This is a genomic window from Halorubellus litoreus, assembly GCF_055378595.1.
Window position 1 is genome coordinate 2,726,468 of sequence record NZ_AP043836.1, and the last position, 16,724, is coordinate 2,743,191.

A 16,724-nucleotide genomic window follows, 5' to 3' on the forward strand; every position below is an offset into this window, starting at 1 on the left:
CACGGCAGCGCAGTCGCGTCGCCGCGACGGCGGCCGCGTCGCGGTTCGACGCGTCGACCAGCGTACTTTTGGAACTCCACCCCCGAGGGTCGAGTATGGACGCGCTCCCGACGAGCGAGAACCACGCCGGCACCAGTCGCGCGCGAGCCGCGCTCTACATCTCGCCGTTCATCGCGATCGGCGTCGCCGACGTCGTTCTCCTCCTCTTCTGGGGGCTCGACCCGCTCTGGGGCTTCCTGATCCTGCCCCCGATCCTCGCCATCTCGCTCCTCGGGTACATCGGCTTCAAGCACGGGTTCATCCGCGACATCGGCGAGGACCGCTACGACGACGAGGACGACGACCCGCGGAGAGACACCCAATTCTGAACGCATGCCGACGGCCGTCCACGACCGCTACCGGCCCGTGTCGTACTTGTACGTCGCCGTCTCCTCGTCGATACCGAAGTCCTCCGCGGAATCCTCCGCGTCCGGTGGTTCCTCGTCCTCGTTCGCGGTCTTGAACCGCTCGCGGAACCGCGGCGGCACCGAGAACGACTCGACCGCGAGCCGCATCGGCGTCGCGCCCGGCGCCACCGCCTCGCGCTTCTCCTCGAGACGCTCCGCGAGCGCCTCCGGTAACTCCTCGGCGGCCATCGTCTCGAACCCGAACTGCGCGAGGTAGCTCGCCTCGTCCGTCAACGCGTACACGACCTCGAACCCCTCGTCGCTCGCGTACTCCACGAGACGCTCCACGACGTGCGCGCCGACGCCCTGTTCGCGCCAGCCATCGAGCACGCCGATGCTCGTCATCTCGCAGACGTCCTCGGGCGCCCGGTCGGTCCGCCCGCTCTGCGTGCGCTCGCGCTCCGCGGCCTTGTGCACGCGGATGCGACCGAACCCCGCCTTCGCGTTCGACCCCTCGTCGACCGCGATGACGTAATCCCGCGACCGGAACGCCGTGTCGTCGAGCCCCATCTCCTCGATGCGGTCGAGCAACCAGACCTCGTCCCTGTTCTTCGCGTCCCGGACGTACATGCCCGTCCCTACGCTGTCGGCGACAATAGAAGTTGTCCCACGCGTGGCACGTCCCCCGACGACCCACGCGCCGCCGCGTCCGCCGCGAGGCCTATCCTGGTGCGCGATTCCGGCGACCGCGCGTTCCGCGGTCCGCGAAGGGAAAAGTAAAGGAACGCCCCTCCTACCGTTCGCGTATGGACTTCAGTCTCTCCGCGGAACAGAAACAGATCCGGGACATGGTCTCGGAGTTCGTCGACGAGGAGGTCGTGCCCCAGGCCGCCGAGATCGACGAGCGCGACGAGTTCCCGCGCGACCTCGTCGACGAGATGGGCGACCTCGGCCTGATGGGGATGCCGTTCCCCGAGGAGTACGGCGGGGCCGGCCTCGACTACCACAGTTACGCGATCGGTATCGAGGAGATCTCGCGAGGGAGCGGCGGACTCGGGACGGTCGTCGCCGCGCACATCAGTCTCGCCGGGAACATGCTCTACGAGTTCGGCGACGAAGCCCAGAAGGAGGAGTACCTGACGCCGCTCGCGGAAGGCGACGACATCGGCGCGTTCGCGCTCAGCGAACCGCAGGCCGGGAGTGACGTCCCCGCGATGGACACTACCGCGGAGAAGGACGGTGACGGGTACGTCATCGACGGCGGGAAACTCTGGATCTCGAACGGTTCGGTCGCGGACACCATCACGGTGTTCGCGAAGACCGACCCCGACGCGGGGAACAAGGGCATCTCGAGTTTCGTCGTGCGCCCCGAGGAGGACGACGGGTTCATCGTCGAGGGCACGGAGGACAAGCTCGGCGACAAGGGCTGTCCGACCGCGGAACTCCGCTTCGACGACTGCTACGTGCCCGAGGACCGCATGCTCGGCGAGGAAGGTCGCGGGTTCGTGCAGGCGCTGAAGACGCTGAACGGTGGCCGCATCACGATCGCTGCGCGCTCGGTCGGTATCGCTCGCGCAGCGCTCGACGAGGCGCTCGACTACGCGCAGGAACGCGAGCAGTTCGAGCAGCCCATCGGCGAGTTCCAGAGCATCAAGCACAAGCTCGCGGACATGGACACGAAGGTCCAGGCCGCGAAGATGCTCATGCACAAGGCCGCGGACAAGAAGATCCGCGGCGAGGACTACATCAAGGACGCCGCGCAAGCGAAGCTCTACGGGAGCGAGATCAGCCGCGAGGTCGCGAACGAAGGCATCCAGATTCACGGCGGCTACGGGTACACGAAGGACTTCCCCGCGGAGCGCTTCTACCGGGACGCGAAGCTCAACGAGATCTACGAGGGGACGAGCGAGATCCTCCGGAACACCATCGGCGACCACCTCCAGCAGTAGCGACGGAAGGTAACCCTCTTTACACTCCACGCGGAACGTCCGACTGCAGTCCCGTGGTGTAGTGGCCAATCATAATGGCCTTTGGAGCCATTGACGGCGGTTCGAATCCGCCCGGGACTACTCGCGAGGAACGTAGGTGACGAGCGAGTCGCCCATCGCGTGATTCGAAGCAGGGAGCAGCTTGCTGCGACCGTGGTTCGGATCCGCTCGGGAGGTTGCCACCTGGAGCGAACGTGAGCAGCGGATAGTCCACAGGCGGATTCGAAGCAGGGAGCAGCTTGCTGCGACCGTGGTTCGGTATCCGCTCGGGACTACTCGCATTTTGATGTTTTTTCTTGTACAGCTGTGATGACACCCCAAGAGCCTACAATGTCATCAATGGATAGGAATCACAGTTTCTAGCTTTCGGACCCCTCCGAATCAGAATACAGCATTAAATGTTTTAAGTATGTATGGGAAATAGTAAAAACTTACAATACAACAGGTTTTTATTTAGCGACCACTGGTAATTTACTATGGCAAAACGCCATGGATTCAGTCGTCGAAATATTGTGAAAGGTATTGGTGGAGTCAGTGCTCTGTCTGCCATATCTGGTCTCTCAACAGCAAGTGAGAAAGACGAGCCCATATTACAAGACGAAGAGTTAAGCCGGCATCGGGAAGTCCGTCACGCAAATAAAACACGGAACCTGTCAGACTTTAAGACAGCAGTTTCAGAAGTATCTGAAAGAGGGTATACAGTCTTTGGAGGAAGGTCAGGATTAAAACGCTCTGGACAGATGCTTGAAGACGAAATTGTTATTATTAGTTATAATTTCGAGTCGAGGGAAAGCGGACAGGAAGCCGAGATCTCTGTGAGCTTCAACGCGTACGACGAACCTGTTGTTGGAATCCGTTTTGCTGACTCTTCGGGTGTATCTATACAAGGTTCAAATGATACAAACTCCGAATATAACTATTTCCTTGTCGAGCAAAATGAACTTAGCGCTCCTGAATCTCACTCACTCATCTCTAGCGCAGAGGACCCCATCACTACGTTAGGTAATGGATCCTGTCATAAGGGATCACATGTGGCAACAATCTCTGGAAATGACGTTTGTTATGTCCTCGATGGACTGGCGCTTGCAGGCGGCACTGCTATCACATTAGCAAGTCCTCTCCCCGGTGATGAAGTAATGGCATACGCTACTCTGGCAGAAGTTACTCAACAAAGTGGGTGTTTCCTCTATGACACCGCTAAAAGAGAATTCGAATCAAGGGGGAAAGATTGTGATAACGTTATGTTTGATGTTTGTATTTATCAGCCTACGATATTCTCAACGCCACTCATCTATGTAGAACCTAGCTGTCACGATTAAATAGCTGTAGTTCCTATTGGAATCATGGACAGGGAATATGTGCTTTTTAGCGCCCGAAATGCGTTTATTGCAGCGAATGTTACAGCGTTCCTGATATACGGATATCAGATGTATATACTTAATAATCCTTGGTCATATATGAGGCACGTGCTGACTGCCACAAACCTTACATTCGCAATTTCTTTATTATACTATTTAAAAATAAAAAAATGACATATTATACGCATATATACTTAAAGGCGCTGTCTAGTTGAGGGAGTTTGAGGAACGAGCAGGCCGTTGAGTTAATCGACCAAGATGCTCGGAGACTCGCTCAGGGAGAGCTACGACACCGATTTAGATGAAGTTTGGGAGAACGAGCGGACAGCGACGCCCGTCAGGGCGTTCGCTGTCCGGCCCCATCAGACTGGTTGTTCGGTCAGAGAGAAAGATATGATTCTCGCGGAATTAGTCGTCGAACGGTCTCATAGGGTGGTCTGGAACTGGGTGCATCGAATCGCTGACCGCGGGTCCGACCCGCCGACGGCGCAGCCGTTGCGGATCGCCGTCGATGAGACCGCTGTCAAGAACAACGGCGAGTAGTCTTGGCTGTACGCTGCAATCGACGTCGAGACGAAGCTGGTACTCGACGTCGCATACACAGTGCATGCACTACTACAGCCACCAGCGACCGTACCGGCCGCTCGATGGACGCACGCCAGTTGCGGAGATGCTTAACTAGACTGTGGCTGATCTACACCTCGGTGTTTCGAAATCCAGACCGATTAGCAGTTACTGTGGGGGATCGGCACTAGTTGAGGTTTGAGTTGGTGCTGTGGTGTGTTTTGCTGTGGCCGGAAGGCCTATACGGGGGTGTGTCATGCGTTGTGGTGTACCGTGTTCCAATCGTGCCAGAACTGTCAGGCGACCATCGACGAGTACCTGTTGGACAAACAACTCGAAGGGCTGCGTGATCTCACCGTAGACGACTTCAACGTCTGTGCGGACTGCGTGACAGTGGTAGCCGACGCGTGCGGCGAATGCGGCGGCGCGGTGTACGTCCCGCGAACGGAGAGCGAGGAACCGGAGATCTGTCCGGCGTGCCGGTCCGAACTCCTCCAGGAGACGGGACGCGACCCCGGCTGGCAGTGCGATACGATCTCGAACTGAGGAACCCTCCACTGGCGGAGGGAGCGGTCTTCTGTGGTTCGTGGCGACGACGACGAGCGGTTGCGCTGGGTGGGTGTTCGCGGCGGGTTCGGTTCAGCTCTCGGCGCGAGTGCTGAGGTGGTCGAAGGCGACGCTTCCGGCGATGAGGAGAACCTCGAGCGCGAAGAGCGCGAGCGTGAGCCGGAGGAGGCCGCCGCCGAAGGTGGCGGCGTTCCCGCCGCCGGCGAACGTGAAGAACGCGGCGATGGCGCTCGCGCCGAGCGTGTACGTCGCGAGCGTCCAGAGCGTCTGGCGGGTACCGTAGAGCGGTCCCTGGGGGTCGAACCAGCTGTCGGGGAGCGCGCTCTCGCTGTCGTCGACGTCGTCGCCGCGAACGGTCTCCAACTGCATGTTCCCGCAGCGGTCACACGGCGGCGTGTGCTTCGGGACGGTCTTCCCGCAGTTCGGACAGCGGAAGGCGACCGCGTCGATGCTGTAGTCCTCGACGTCGTCGTCGTCGACGTGGCGGACGTCGTCGCTCGCGCACTGCAGGCACGGCGTCGTCTCCTCGTGGTAGGTTGCGCCGCACGTCCGGCAGACCCACTCGTCCATGCAACAGCTAGGGGGTGGTGGCGAATACGTCCTGCGTTCCCGGGGGTTCGTGATGGTGCGAGCGCGTCGCGGGTGGGTCGTGAGCACGCGATGGGTGGGTTGTGAGCGTGCCAAGGGTGGGGCGTGAGCGCGTGTCGTGGTGGCGACGATACCGGGGTGTTTTTCCGGGGGCCTCCCCCACGTTTCAGGTATGGGTTTTGGTAGCTACGACGAGTCCGAACAGAAGGACGACAACACAGACTTCGACGACGACGACGCGGTGAACGTGCACGAGTCCGAGCACGACGGCGACGTCTCCTTCGAGTCCGAGATGTCCAACGAGGAGCTCGTGGATCAGCTGTCCCAGATGAAGGGCGGCGACGACGACTGATTCGACGGTCACGGTCGACCGTCGTCGGCATTGCGGGGGTGATTCGAGTCGTTCCGACCCGACCCGGCCGCCGATTCGTTCGAGCCCGGCCCGGTAGAAAGATACTTTTGTACGGTTCTCCTGTATGTGCATAGTATGGGTGATCCGTACACCGTGTTGGGGGTGGAGCCGGACGCCGACGAGAGCGTCGTGCGGCGACGGTACCGCTCGCTGCTGAAGGAGTATCACCCGGACCAGGGTGGGAGTCGCGAGGCGTTCATGCGGGTGCGTCGTGCGTACGAGGCCGTGGTGTCCGGGGAGGCAGAACGGGAGCGCGCCGCAGACGGCGGGACGCGAACGGCCACCGGGAGCGCGGGTGCCTCCGAGTGGACGGCGGGACGTGGCGCGACCGGGTTCGACGGCTCGATGGGGTGGGACGAGTCCCGCGGGCTCTTCGAGGAGGGCGAGCACATGACGGTCGTCCTCCGGGGCGTCGTCGAGAACATGGACCTGGCGCCGGTGGTGGCGAGTCATCGCGCGGACGGGACGCGACGGACGGTCGCGTTCTTCGAGGTGCGGAACACGAGCGACCGGCGGTTGCCGTGGCGCGGCCACCAGCACGCGCGGTTCGTGGGGACCGACGGCTACATGTACGAGAGCGCGACGCACCTTCGGCCGCACGCGGACAAACTCCCGCCGCGCTGGAAGGGCGGCGACATGGAGGTCGAGGCGGGTGCGCGCGTCAACGGCGTCGTCATCTGCCAGGAACTGCCCGCCGGCGTGGACGTGGCGCGAGTCGCGTACACCCAGCAGGTGTTCGGGGAAGGGCGAGGTATCGAGGGCTCCGAGCAGTTCGTGTTCGACGTCGCGGACGCGGCGTCCGCCGGGTTCGACGAGATACCGTTCTGAGCGCTGTCGACCGTGTTGACGCCGGTTAAGGCGTCCAGAAGGCGTCTGGGCCGTGGTCGTCCTGCCACGCGAACGCGAACAGGCGACGGGCCGGGAGGCGGTCGAGCGTCCGGCCGTCGTCGCTCTCGCCGGTCGCGCCCGTCCAGCGGGCGTCGTCGGCGACGTACGTGTCCGGTTCGACGGTTCGTTCGAACTCGAAGCCGGGGTTCTCGTAGGCGTGCACGCCGTCTGCGGTCGCGAACGCCACGACGTCGAGGTCGCCGACGGTCGCGTGCGCGACGCTCCCGTTCGCCGCCAGTCGGTCCAGTGGGAACCCGAGCGCGTCGCCGTCGCGCTCGACGCCGATGACGACCTCCTTCGGGGCGAGGTCGTCGCGCTCCCACTCGCGGCCGTCGCCGGTCCCGCGGTGCGCGCCGAGCCCGAACCCGTCCATCTCGAAGTACGACTCGTAGGGCGCCTCGTCGTAGTCGACGGGTGCGGGCTCGTCCGTGTCGCTCGCCGCTTCGCTCTCGCCACCCGGCGCGGCCAGTACCTCGCCGTCCGGGTTCGCGTCGCGGAACGCCTCGATGGTGGTCATCGCCGCCGGGAGGAGGTCGAGGTCGGTGCCTTCGAGCGGCCCCGCGATGGCGGTCCCCGTGGACTGCTTCCACTCGCTCTCGGTCTCGCGGTCGTACATCACGAGGTCGTCGTCCGCGAGCTTCCCGCTCACGCCGAACTCGAGGACGCGTTCGCCGTCGTCGGTCGCGACGGTCCTGTCGTAGACGACGGCGCTCCCGCAGAGCGGACACCACGTCACCGCAACCGGCTCGCCGTCGACGACCGCGTTACAGATCTCGTGGTAGTGCAGGTACCGGATGGGGAACGCGCGCGCTGGATCGCCGTCGACGGAACCGCCGCTCGTGGTTCCGTCTGCTCGTCGCGCCGCCGACGCGACGCTGTCGACGACGACCACCTCGTCCCCGGGGTCGCCCGCGTACTCGCTCACCGGTTCGTACGTCGGGTCGTCCACGCTCGGGATGGCGTCCCGCGGGAGGACGTCCTTGATGTTCATACCCGAGCGTGCTCGTGGCGGCCGTGAAAACGTTCGGTTGTGTGAGCGCGTCGCAGGACCGTTCGGGCAGGCTCGGTGGGCGGGCCCGTAGCGGCCACGACCGTCGGCCGACCCCACTGCGACCGTCAGGCGGTGAGCGCGTACAGCCTCCCGCCGCCGCCGCCGACGAACACGCGGCCGTCGACGACCGCGGGCGCGCTCCGGGACGGGCTGCGCGAGACGCCGTACTGCCAGGCGACGTCGCCCGTGTCGCGCTCGTAAGCCACGAGGAGGCCGGCGTCGTCCATCGCGTACACCTGGTTCCGGTCGACGGTCAGCGCGACGGTAATCGGCCCGGTGTTTGCGTCGCCCGTCCACTGGACGTCGCCGGTTTCGGCGTCCAGCGCCTCCACCGCCCTGCCGTCGTGCCCGACGTAGACGGTGCCGTCGGCGACGGCCTGCGTCGGGTTCATCCCACCGGTAGCCGAGTACTCCCAGAGCACCGACCCGGAGGCGGCGTCGATCGCGTAGCACGTCTTGTTCTCCGAGCTCGCGTAGACGACGCCGTCGACGTACGTCGGGGACGCGATGAAGTAGCCGTACTCGCCCTCGACGTCCACGCGCCAGCGTTCGATGCCCGACGCCTCGTCGAACGCGCGCACCGACCCCTCGCGGGTCCCGACGTAGACGCGGCCGTCGCCGACCGCGGGCGCGCTCCCGACGCTGATTCCCGCGAGCGCCTCCCACGCGACGGAGCCGGAGGCCGGATCGACCGCCCGAAGCCCGTCCCCGGACGCGACGAACGCGAGGCCGCCGGCGACGGTCACGCCGTTCGTTCGCCAATCGCGCGACCAGACGCCGTCGCCGCTCTCGGCGACGTACGCGGCCGTCGCGCCGTATCCGCCCGCAAACACGCGGTCGTTGGCGACCGTGGGCGTCCCGGCCTGGCCCGCGCTCCCGCGCCAGCGGACCTCGCCGGAGCCGGCCGCGACCGCGGCCAGGCCCTCCCTCGTCGACGTGAACAGCGTCCCGTCGACCAGCGTCGGCATCCCGACGATCAGGCGAGGGTCATCGCCGCTCGCGACCGACGTCTCCCACGCTACCTCGGGCTTCGAGGTCGGTCCGGTGACGTCCGCGAACCCGGTGTTGGCCGGGTCGTAGCTGTGGCTCGGGACGCTGCCGCTGGCGTCCACCACGCTACCCCCGTTCGACTCGTCCGTCGTCGATCCATCCGCCGTCGTCTCCTCATCGGTCGCCGTGGCGTCCGCGCGCGTCGTCGTCGCCGCGCCAGCCGTGGCGGTCTCTCCGTCGGTCGCGGTCGCTCCCTCTGACGAATCCAGTCGCAGGCAGCCGGCCGTCCCCAGAACGCCCCCGAGCGCGCCGAGCGCCGTACGTCTACGCATCGTCTCGAGGTTGGTTTATCGACGAATAAGCGTAGTGGCCCCGCGCAGACGCTCGCTTCGCCGTACCGTCGGGACCCCCGCGTCGTCACTCGAGTTCGAACCGGACGCGCTCCTCGCCCTTCCCGGCTGTCTCGCGACCCGTGATGGTGAGGTCGCCGACGTCGCCGGTGCCGGTGACGTGCGTGCCAGCGCACGCCGTGCGGTCGATGGGGTCGCCCGCGGCGTCGTCGCGGTCGCAGTGCCCGCGCGGGCCGTCGCCGCCGATCTCGACGATGCGGAGTTCCGTGATGCTGTCCGGGAGGAGGTCGATGCGCGTCCGGTCGGTATCCAGTTCGTGCTCGGCGGTGTCGCGATCCATCGTGTACCAGCGAACGGGCTCGTTCGCGTCGACGAGGTCGCGGAGCCGCGACTCGATGACCGCGAGGTCGTCGTCGTCGAAGCGGTCGTGCTCGCAGTCCAGGCGCGCGCGGTCCTCGTAGAGCTGGTTCCCGGTCGTTCGCGCGTCGAACTCGTCGAGGAGGACAGCCGACAGGAGGTGCTGGGCGGTATGGTACCGCGAGTGCGCGGTCCGGCGCGCGTCGTCGACCACGCCGACGACGTCGTCGCCGACGGCGAGGTCGAGCGCCTCGTCGCCCGCTATCTCGCCGTCGCCATCCAGGTCGAGGTCGAGGTGGTGTTCGAGTTCGTCCGTCAACTGGACGTCGACGACGTCGAACTCGTCGCGCTCCGTTCGAAACACGCCCGTGTCGTGCGGTTGCCCGCCGCCGGTCGGATAGAACTGCGTCGCGTCGAGCACCACGCGGTCGTCGCGGACGTCGGTGACGGTCGCCGCGAACTCACGGACGCTCGAATCGTCGAGGTAACGTCGCTCGGTCACGGTCGCTCGGAGGACGCCGTGAAACGTAAGTGTGGGGTGTCGAAACGCCTAAGAGTTGAACGGGCGTTTTTAGAGACAACAATGACCAAGCACAGTTCGATTGCGGTTCTTCTTCGAGGTGGGAACGCGTGGGCGTCGAAATAAAGGAAGGGCGCGTCACCGACGAGGAGTTCGCGGACATGAAGCAGTTCGTGTACGACTACCTCGCGGCGAGCGTCGAGAACGAGGAGGAGGGCGGCCGGATGCGGTGGTATCCGTGGCATTCCGCGGAGTACCGCTACAATCACATCCTGAACGTCGTCGAGCTCTCCGGGAAGATCGCGGAACGGGAGGGCGCGGACGTGGACGTGACGAAGGTCGCGGCGTTGTTCCACGACATCGCGAAACTCGACGCGGACCAGGACGTGCACGCCGAGGAGGGCGCGAGGGTCGCTCGCGAGTACCTGGAGACGCGCGGGTCGTTCCCGACGTCGTTCGTGGACGAGGTCTGTCGGAGTATCGAACTCCACTCGTACCAGGACGAGCTGGGCGACCTCCCGATGGAGACGCAGTGCCTCATCGAGGCGGACATCCTCGACAAGGTCGGCGCGAACGGGACGGCACTGATGCTCCTCCGGATGGGGTACGAGGCGCGGACGCACATGGATAGCGCTGAGATGGTCGAGCGCGTGCTCGACCGCGGCGAGGACGCCGTGGAACGCATCGAGTCCGACACCGCCGAATCCATCGCGCACCAGCGACTCAAGCGCGTGAAGTGGTTCCGCGAGTGGCTGCAGGGCGAGGTCGCCGAGATGGACGTCGAGGAGCACGACGTCGACCTGCGCTAGGGAGCCGGCGACGTCCGCTGCCGCTGGCGTTGGTCTCCGAGATTCGTTCGTGCGTTCAGAGGAGGGTTCCGGCGGCGTCGTAGAGGAAGACGACGCCGAACCCGGCGAGGACGAGCGCGCTCGCGCCGGCGACGGCTGGCGCGAAGTCGTCGACGCGTCTACCGGCGGCGACGAGCGACGCGGGGAACCCGCCGACCCAGCAGAGGATGCCGAGGAAGAACCCGGCGATGAGTGCGGGACTCCCGGTGGTGACGACGAGCACGCCGTCGAGCGACCCGCCGACGTAGGGCGTGTGCGAGAGTACGTCGACGGTCCCCGGCTGGAGCATCCTGACGCCGACGGTCAGCCAGAACACGATCTGGTAGGGGTTCGTGATGGCGAGCGCGAACGCCTTCGTGAACCCGCGCTTGTCCGCGTCGACGCGCGACACAGCCTGCTCGCCGTCGGTCGCGGCGGGGTCGACGCCGAACGCGGCGCCGTCGCGAACGTCCCCGATGGCGCCGTACGCGAAGTACAGCATGAGGACGCCACCGCCGGCGACCATCGCGGCTTTCAGCATCGGTGCGGTCTCGACGAACTCGACGACGCCGACCGCGGCGAGGACGAAGAACGCGGCGTCTGCGGTGAACGCACCCAGGCCGGCACTCGCACCGGCTCGCCAGCCGCGGACGACGCTCTCCTGGGCGATGACGGCGTTCATCGGTCCCGGTGGGGCGGCGAGTGCGAGCCCGAACACCACGCCGAGTGCGAGCGTCGCGACGAGTGAAACCATTCTCGCTGGTGTAGGAGCGACCGCCCGAAAAGTCCGTCGTCGTCGGCGACCCGTGCACGGGTCGTCGTCGAACCGTACGCGAGTTGGCGGTGGTCTGCTGGCGTCAGAGTGCGACCGCGAGCGCGGCCGGGAGGACGCCTGCGACCGCGTCGAGGAGCGGTGCGACCGCGGCCGTGACCGCGGCGACGAACCGCTCCCAGAGCGATACGTCGAAGACGAGCGCGAGCGCGGTGTCGAACGCGAAGAACGCGAACACGCCCGCGCCGACGAAGTGCGCCTTCCGGACGTCGAACCGGTGACTGAACGTGTAGAAGAAGTACGCGTTCGCGATACTCACGGGGATGATGGCGAGCATCTCGCCGACCCAGATGCCGGCGCGCGCACCGTACTCGGCGGCGAGCGTGATGGTGATGATCTGGGTCTTGTCGCCGAACTCGCCCGTGAGCATCATCGCGAATATCGGGACGAACCCGCCGAGCGCGTTCGGGACCTCGCGACCGAACACGGTGACGTCGTCGGCGTCGCCCGCGAGCAGCCCGCCCGCGTCCTCGTCCTGCACGACGCCGCCGTCGGTCTCCGCACCGACGGCTGCCTCGCTCGCGGACTGCCCCTTCTCCGGCGCGGAGCGGTAGAGGAGCACCGCGAACACGAGGAACATCGCGCCCGTGAACACGGTCAGCCAGACGCCCGGGAGGACCTGCTGGATGACGCCCCCGACCTGTATCTCGACGACCGTCCACAGCGCGAACGCACTCCCTGCCGCCGCGACCACCACGAGCGGGTTGTACCGCGTCGAGAGTCCCGCGATGATGAACTGGACCTTCTCACCGGGGAGGACCGTCAACTGTGCGACGAGCGCGATGACGACGAGCTCCCAGAACGGGACCGCACTCACGCATCGAGCACCTCGTCGTTCTCGACGCCGTCACCGTCCTCCGGCTCGTCGCCCTCGTGCGCGTCGTCCTCGTCATCGCTCCCCTCGCGCGCGTCGTCGCCCTCGCTCTCGCCGGCGTCGCCGTCGGGGTCGCGGACCTCGATGGACGCAGCGATTGCCTCCGGAAGGCTCTGCTCGGCGTCACCGACCGCGACCGTCACCATCCCGAACGGCGCGACCGACACGACCTCGACGACGGTCCCAGGGGTGATACCGGCGTTCTGGAGGTAGCGGAGCTCTTCGTCGTCCCGGTCGCTGACGCGTGCGACCTCCACGACGTCCCCGGCGTCGTGGTCCGCGAGCCGCGTGTTGCCGGTCGCCTCCGGCTCGCTCAGGTCCGCGCTCGGGATGGGGTCGCCGTGCGGGTCGACCGTCGGCTCACCGAGCGCGGCCGCGAGCCGACGCTCGAACTCCTCGCTGATGTGATGCTCGAGGACGTCCGCCTCGTCGTGCACCTCCGTCCAGTCGTACTCGAGGTGCTCCGTGAGGTACGTCTCCAGCAGTCGATGATGACGGAGGACCTCGAGCGCGACCGTCCGCCCCTCCTCGGTCAACTCCACGCCCTTGTACTTCTCGCGGTCGACGAGCCCGCGCTCGGCGAGCTTCTCGACCATGCTCGTCACCGTCGGCGAGGTGACGTCCAGGTGCTCGGCGATTGCGGACGTCGCCACCGGCGGGTCGTGCTCGTCCTGTAGCTCGTAGATCGCCTTCAGGTAGTCCTCCATCACGTCACTCAACATTCGCTCACGAGAATTTAGACGCGTCTAACGCAAAAAAGAGTCGGTCGCGAAACGAGACGCGCGCCGGTCAGAACTCCTCGTCGAGTATCTCGCCGACCGCGAAGTTCGACTTGACCTCCGTTATCTCGACCTTCACGCGCTCGCCGACGTCGGCGCCCGGCACGATGATGACGTACCCGCGTTCGACGCGAGCGATACCGTCACCTTGCTTCCCGATGTCCTCGATCTCCACGTACCGGGTCTCGCCGCGTTCGACCGGCGGCTGTGGCTCGGACGGCGACGGCTCGTCGCCGCTGTCGTCGCTCGACGCGGACCGCTCGCGTTCGATGAGCGCGACCCGATACGTGTCGCCGGGAGCGACGGTCCCACGTTCGACCTCTCGCTTCGGAATCTCGACCGTATAGGAGTCGCCGTCGTCGGTCACTTCGGCGCTGAACAGACACAAGAGCTTATCAGATATTTCCACAGTGAACCCTCGTCCGTACCTGGCAGCGGCGACACCTTAGAACTACCGCCAACGACGGCGTAACTTTGCCGGAGACCCACCCACGCAGCCGCCAGCCCCGGAACCGCGAGGTCGATGGTTTCGCGTTCCCGGGTTCTCGCGGGTCAGGGCGACGGCTGGCCGTGGCGTGGCCCGTCGTCGACCGTCGCGAATCCCTCCAGGCCGACGTCGGCGTCCACGGGCAGGTCGTCGGTCGACTCGTACGGCCGGTTCACGACGACGTCGCCCGCGGTCCCGGACCCGATGCCGGGAATCGCGGTCAACTCGTCCATGCTCGCGGCGTTCACGTCCAGCGGGTACGGGACGCCCGTCACGGAGCGATACCCGTGGTCGACGATGGCGACGTCCCGCACGGCGCCGAGTTCGCGCTCTCCGGGAATCCCGACGAGGAGCGGGTACGTGCCGAGCTGGCGGCCGAACGTCCGACCGTCCTGATGGTACTCGAAGTGGACGTCCGGGAGGACGGTGCCGACGGGGGCGACGCGCTGGAGCATCGGGTTGTCGACGGTCTCGCGGACCTCGCGCTTGTACGCCTTGAACTGGCGTTTGTGGTCGAGCGCGATGCTCGCCCCGGTTTCGGCCATGTCGGTGCCCTCGAACGCCATCACCTGCCGGATGTTCACGCGACGGAGCATGAGGCCGGCGTCGAGCACGCGTTCGAGGAACTGCTTGTTCAGCTCGTAGGTCTCCTCGCGCTCCCCGTCGAGGCCGTGCAGGAGGTTGATGCCGGGGAGGAGCTTCGGGAGGCGTGGACTCGACGACCCGCTCTCGTCGCCGCGGCCGTACGCGACCGCATCTGCCCCGGTTGCGACGTCCGTCGACGGCCCCGTTCCGGGCTCCTCGCCGGGCCGCCACCCGCCCTCCTCGTTCACGATGCGGACCGCCTCGAAGCACTCGTCGGCCGTGACGTTCAGTTCGTTCTGCTCCTGGACGACCGGGTCCGCCGACTCCAGGCCGAACGCGGCCGTGTCCCCGGGCGTGTTGTGCTTCGCGATGATGCGGATGCCCTCACGGGACAGCTCCGGCCACTTCACGACCGTGATGGGGTTCATGTTGTCGAGGTGCAGCGTCTCCAGGTCGGGCGCGACCTCGCGGATGCCGCCGTAGAGCTGCCGTAACGCCTCCGGGTTCGGTTTCTCGCCGTCGCCGCCGTACGCGAGGATGTCCGCCTGCCGGCCGATGCGGAAGTGCTTCACGCCCCGATTCGAGAGCGCGTCGACCTCGCCGACCACGCTCGGGGGCGTCCGGAAGTCCGGGTCGCCGTACATCGGCTCCGTGCAGAACGAACACCGGTACGCGCACCCCCTGGAGGTCTCCAGTTCCGCGATGAGGTACTGGGGATGATTCGGGTGCTGTTCGACGACGAACGCGCCCCGGCTCGCCCACCGGTCGACCTCCGCGACGTCGCGGTACCGGTCGTTGAACCCCTCCAAGCCGCTCTGGACGAGGTCGTACGCGGCCGCCTCGACGTCCGCCATCGCCAGGAAGTCGAAGTCGAGGTTCTTGCGCTCCGTCTCCGTCGCGCCAGCGTTCTCCTCGCCGACGCCGAACCGCACCGGGCCGCCCATGACGCTCGTCCCGTTCGCCGTCCACGCGAGCTCGCGGACCTCGTCCGGCTCCGCGGGCGTCCCACCGACGTACTTCCCGGGGACCGTCATCCCGCCGATGTACACCATGAGGTCCGCCTCCTCGACGTCCAGCCACTTCGAGCGGTCCTCGCGCAACTCGTCGATGGTGTGGTACGTGACGTTCGCCTCGGGGACCCCGGCGTCGACGAGCGCGCCCGCCGTGTACCGCGGGTACGTCGACACGTACGGCGGCACCCCGAAGTGCGCCGGCTCGTCGACGTAGCCGTCGACGAGGGTCACGTCGACGTCAGCAGGGTCAGTCATGGGACGGTGTTGACGCCCGAGCGGTAAAACGCGTGCGAAGCGACGTCTGACAGGTCAAAACACTTACATCCGTCTCGTTCGAGGGTCGCGTATGAAAGAACCGACGTCCCGAAGGGCGTTCCTCGCTGGCACGGCCTGCGCGACGGCCGCGACAGTCGCTGGCTGCAACGGCCCCCTCGGCGGACGGTCCCCGGAGGCGGCAGCCCGCCGGTGGATCTACGCGCCGGCGAACCACGAGACCGGCGAGCTCGCCTTCCTCGACGTCTCGTATCGGTCCCCGTCGAGCCTCCACGCCGACGCCGCCCACCTCCACCCGTCGGTCCGCCCCGAGGACGTCGACCGCGTCCTCGACGGCGAACTGGTCGAGGGCGACGTCGCGGTCGACCTGGAGCCAGCGGCGCTCGACCACTCGCTCCGGGTCGGGAACCCGTACGCCGACGTCCCGAAGCTCCTCGTCAACGCCGGGCGCTTCGACCAGGAGACGGCCCACCGCCTGGCTGCCCTCCAGGCGTTCCCTTCGACACTACCGGGGAGCTCCTACGGGACCGCCGGGAACTTCGACCTCGTGACGTACAGCCGGAGCAACCACGGTGCCGTCCGCGAGGGCGAGGCCGCGAGCATCTACGCCCGACGGGAATCGCGAGCGCGAACGCTGGTCGAGAACGCCACGAGCAGGTCGTCGTACTCGAGCGATCTCCCCGACGACGTCCGCGAGTTCCTGCGGACGGTCGGCTTCGACGACGCGACCGAGATCCGATTCACGGGCCGCCGTTCGGACGAGTACGGTGGCGAGGCGTTCAGCTACGCCGTCTCGGGCGACACCACGACCGCGCGCTGGGTGAGCCTCCGCGACCGCGACGCGGAACTGATGCGGTCCCAGGCGGAGGACGTCGACGCCCTCCGGGACGTCCAGATAACGACCGACGGGGATATCGTCGCCGTCTCGGGGACCGTCGACACCGACCGGGTCGGGCTCGACGGCCGACTCTTCCAGCGGGGCCGCGCCCCGTTCGAGTGACCGCCCGGCCCGCTCGACCCGGGGGTTCCTGCTCC

18 protein-coding genes, 1 tRNA gene and 1 pseudogene are annotated in these 16,724 nt (G+C 66.2%); 10 read left to right on the plus strand and 10 right to left on the minus strand.

Annotation, left to right across the window (positions count from 1 at the left end):
* Positions 1 to 95 precede the first annotated feature (95 nt).
* The gene (locus tag ACZ48X_RS17805; RefSeq protein ID WP_336348417.1) at positions 96 to 368 is read left to right on the plus strand and encodes a hypothetical protein; all 273 of its coding nucleotides are present in this window, start codon (positions 96 to 98) and stop codon (positions 366 to 368) included.
* A gap of 27 nt (positions 369 to 395) precedes the next feature.
* Here the strand turns inward: ACZ48X_RS17805 and ACZ48X_RS17810 are convergent, their stop codons facing one another.
* Entirely contained in the window at positions 396 to 1,016 is a 621-nt protein-coding gene (locus tag ACZ48X_RS17810) for a GNAT family N-acetyltransferase (RefSeq protein WP_336348416.1), read from the minus strand.
* 176 nt (positions 1,017 to 1,192) lie between these two features.
* Between ACZ48X_RS17810 and ACZ48X_RS17815 the strand changes: the two genes are divergently transcribed.
* The 5 genes and pseudogenes from ACZ48X_RS17815 (at position 1,193) to ACZ48X_RS17835 (ending at position 4,842) form a co-directional block, all read left to right on the plus strand.
* A complete protein-coding gene (locus ACZ48X_RS17815) occupies positions 1,193 to 2,335 on the plus strand; it encodes an acyl-CoA dehydrogenase (RefSeq protein ID WP_336348415.1) in 1,143 nt (380 codons plus the stop codon).
* Between the two features lie 47 nt (positions 2,336 to 2,382).
* A tRNA-Gln gene (locus tag ACZ48X_RS17820) sits at positions 2,383 to 2,455 on the plus strand.
* A gap of 395 nt (positions 2,456 to 2,850) precedes the next feature.
* Positions 2,851 to 3,693, plus strand: coding sequence for a hypothetical protein (locus ACZ48X_RS17825; protein WP_336348414.1), 843 nt, complete (start codon positions 2,851 to 2,853; stop codon positions 3,691 to 3,693).
* Between the two features lie 297 nt (positions 3,694 to 3,990).
* Positions 3,991 to 4,389, plus strand: a pseudogene (locus tag ACZ48X_RS17830) (IS6 family transposase); the annotation flags it as partial.
* Positions 4,390 to 4,569: 180 nt separating this feature from the next.
* Positions 4,570 to 4,842, plus strand: a complete 273-nt coding sequence (locus ACZ48X_RS17835) for a DUF7571 family protein (RefSeq protein ID WP_336348413.1) — start codon at positions 4,570 to 4,572, stop codon at positions 4,840 to 4,842.
* 93 nt (positions 4,843 to 4,935) lie between these two features.
* Here ACZ48X_RS17835 and ACZ48X_RS17840 read toward each other — a convergent pair whose 3' ends face one another.
* Positions 4,936 to 5,433, minus strand: coding sequence for a hypothetical protein (locus ACZ48X_RS17840; RefSeq protein ID WP_336348412.1), 498 nt, complete (start codon positions 5,431 to 5,433; stop codon positions 4,936 to 4,938).
* A gap of 190 nt (positions 5,434 to 5,623) precedes the next feature.
* Here ACZ48X_RS17840 and ACZ48X_RS17845 point away from each other — a divergent pair, with 190 nt between their 5' ends.
* Positions 5,624 to 5,803 (plus strand): DUF5786 family protein, encoded by a 180-nt coding sequence (locus ACZ48X_RS17845; RefSeq protein ID WP_336348411.1) that lies wholly within the window; start codon positions 5,624 to 5,626, stop codon positions 5,801 to 5,803.
* A 135-nt stretch (positions 5,804 to 5,938) separates the two neighbouring features.
* Positions 5,939 to 6,691 carry a J domain-containing protein gene (locus ACZ48X_RS17850; protein ID WP_336348410.1) on the plus strand — a complete coding sequence of 251 codons (753 nt, stop codon included), beginning with the start codon at positions 5,939 to 5,941 and terminating at the stop codon, positions 6,689 to 6,691.
* Positions 6,692 to 6,716: 25 nt separating this feature from the next.
* Here the strand turns inward: ACZ48X_RS17850 and ACZ48X_RS17855 are convergent, their stop codons facing one another.
* The 3 genes from ACZ48X_RS17855 to ACZ48X_RS17865 all read right to left on the minus strand — a co-directional run bounded on the left by ACZ48X_RS17855 (position 6,717) and on the right by ACZ48X_RS17865 (position 10,001).
* Entirely contained in the window at positions 6,717 to 7,742 is a 1,026-nt protein-coding gene (locus ACZ48X_RS17855) for a DUF3179 domain-containing protein (RefSeq protein WP_336348409.1), read from the minus strand.
* 125 nt (positions 7,743 to 7,867) lie between these two features.
* A complete protein-coding gene (locus ACZ48X_RS17860) occupies positions 7,868 to 9,124 on the minus strand; it encodes an outer membrane protein assembly factor BamB family protein (protein WP_336348408.1) in 1,257 nt (418 codons plus the stop codon).
* Between the two features lie 85 nt (positions 9,125 to 9,209).
* Positions 9,210 to 10,001 (minus strand): alanyl-tRNA editing protein, encoded by a 792-nt coding sequence (locus tag ACZ48X_RS17865; protein ID WP_336348407.1) that lies wholly within the window; start codon positions 9,999 to 10,001, stop codon positions 9,210 to 9,212.
* A 128-nt stretch (positions 10,002 to 10,129) separates the two neighbouring features.
* Here ACZ48X_RS17865 and ACZ48X_RS17870 point away from each other — a divergent pair, with 128 nt between their 5' ends.
* Positions 10,130 to 10,828 (plus strand): HD domain-containing protein, encoded by a 699-nt coding sequence (locus ACZ48X_RS17870; RefSeq protein WP_336348406.1) that lies wholly within the window; start codon positions 10,130 to 10,132, stop codon positions 10,826 to 10,828.
* A gap of 55 nt (positions 10,829 to 10,883) precedes the next feature.
* On the opposite strand, the gene ACZ48X_RS17875 is transcribed toward ACZ48X_RS17870, so the two are convergent.
* From ACZ48X_RS17875 to ACZ48X_RS17895, 5 genes are all read right to left on the minus strand, one after another.
* The gene (locus tag ACZ48X_RS17875; RefSeq protein WP_379761969.1) at positions 10,884 to 11,564 is read right to left on the minus strand and encodes a LysE family transporter; all 681 of its coding nucleotides are present in this window, start codon (positions 11,562 to 11,564) and stop codon (positions 10,884 to 10,886) included.
* Between the two features lie 139 nt (positions 11,565 to 11,703).
* Entirely contained in the window at positions 11,704 to 12,495 is a 792-nt protein-coding gene (locus ACZ48X_RS17880) for a TMEM165/GDT1 family protein (RefSeq protein WP_336348404.1), read from the minus strand.
* Entirely contained in the window at positions 12,492 to 13,274 is a 783-nt protein-coding gene (locus ACZ48X_RS17885) for a metal-dependent transcriptional regulator (RefSeq protein WP_336348403.1), read from the minus strand. The genes ACZ48X_RS17880 and ACZ48X_RS17885 overlap by 4 nt, the downstream gene beginning before the upstream one ends.
* Before the next feature lie 67 nt (positions 13,275 to 13,341).
* A complete protein-coding gene (locus ACZ48X_RS17890) occupies positions 13,342 to 13,740 on the minus strand; it encodes a TRAM domain-containing protein (RefSeq protein ID WP_336348402.1) in 399 nt (132 codons plus the stop codon).
* A 143-nt stretch (positions 13,741 to 13,883) separates the two neighbouring features.
* Positions 13,884 to 15,671: a radical SAM protein gene (locus ACZ48X_RS17895; RefSeq protein WP_336348401.1), complete on the minus strand. Its 1,788-nt coding sequence runs from the start codon at positions 15,669 to 15,671 to the stop codon at positions 13,884 to 13,886.
* A 91-nt stretch (positions 15,672 to 15,762) separates the two neighbouring features.
* On the opposite strand from ACZ48X_RS17895, the gene ACZ48X_RS17900 reads away from it, so the two are divergent.
* The gene (locus ACZ48X_RS17900) at positions 15,763 to 16,689 is read left to right on the plus strand and encodes a hypothetical protein (protein WP_336348400.1); all 927 of its coding nucleotides are present in this window, start codon (positions 15,763 to 15,765) and stop codon (positions 16,687 to 16,689) included.
* Positions 16,690 to 16,724: the final 35 nt, after the last annotated feature.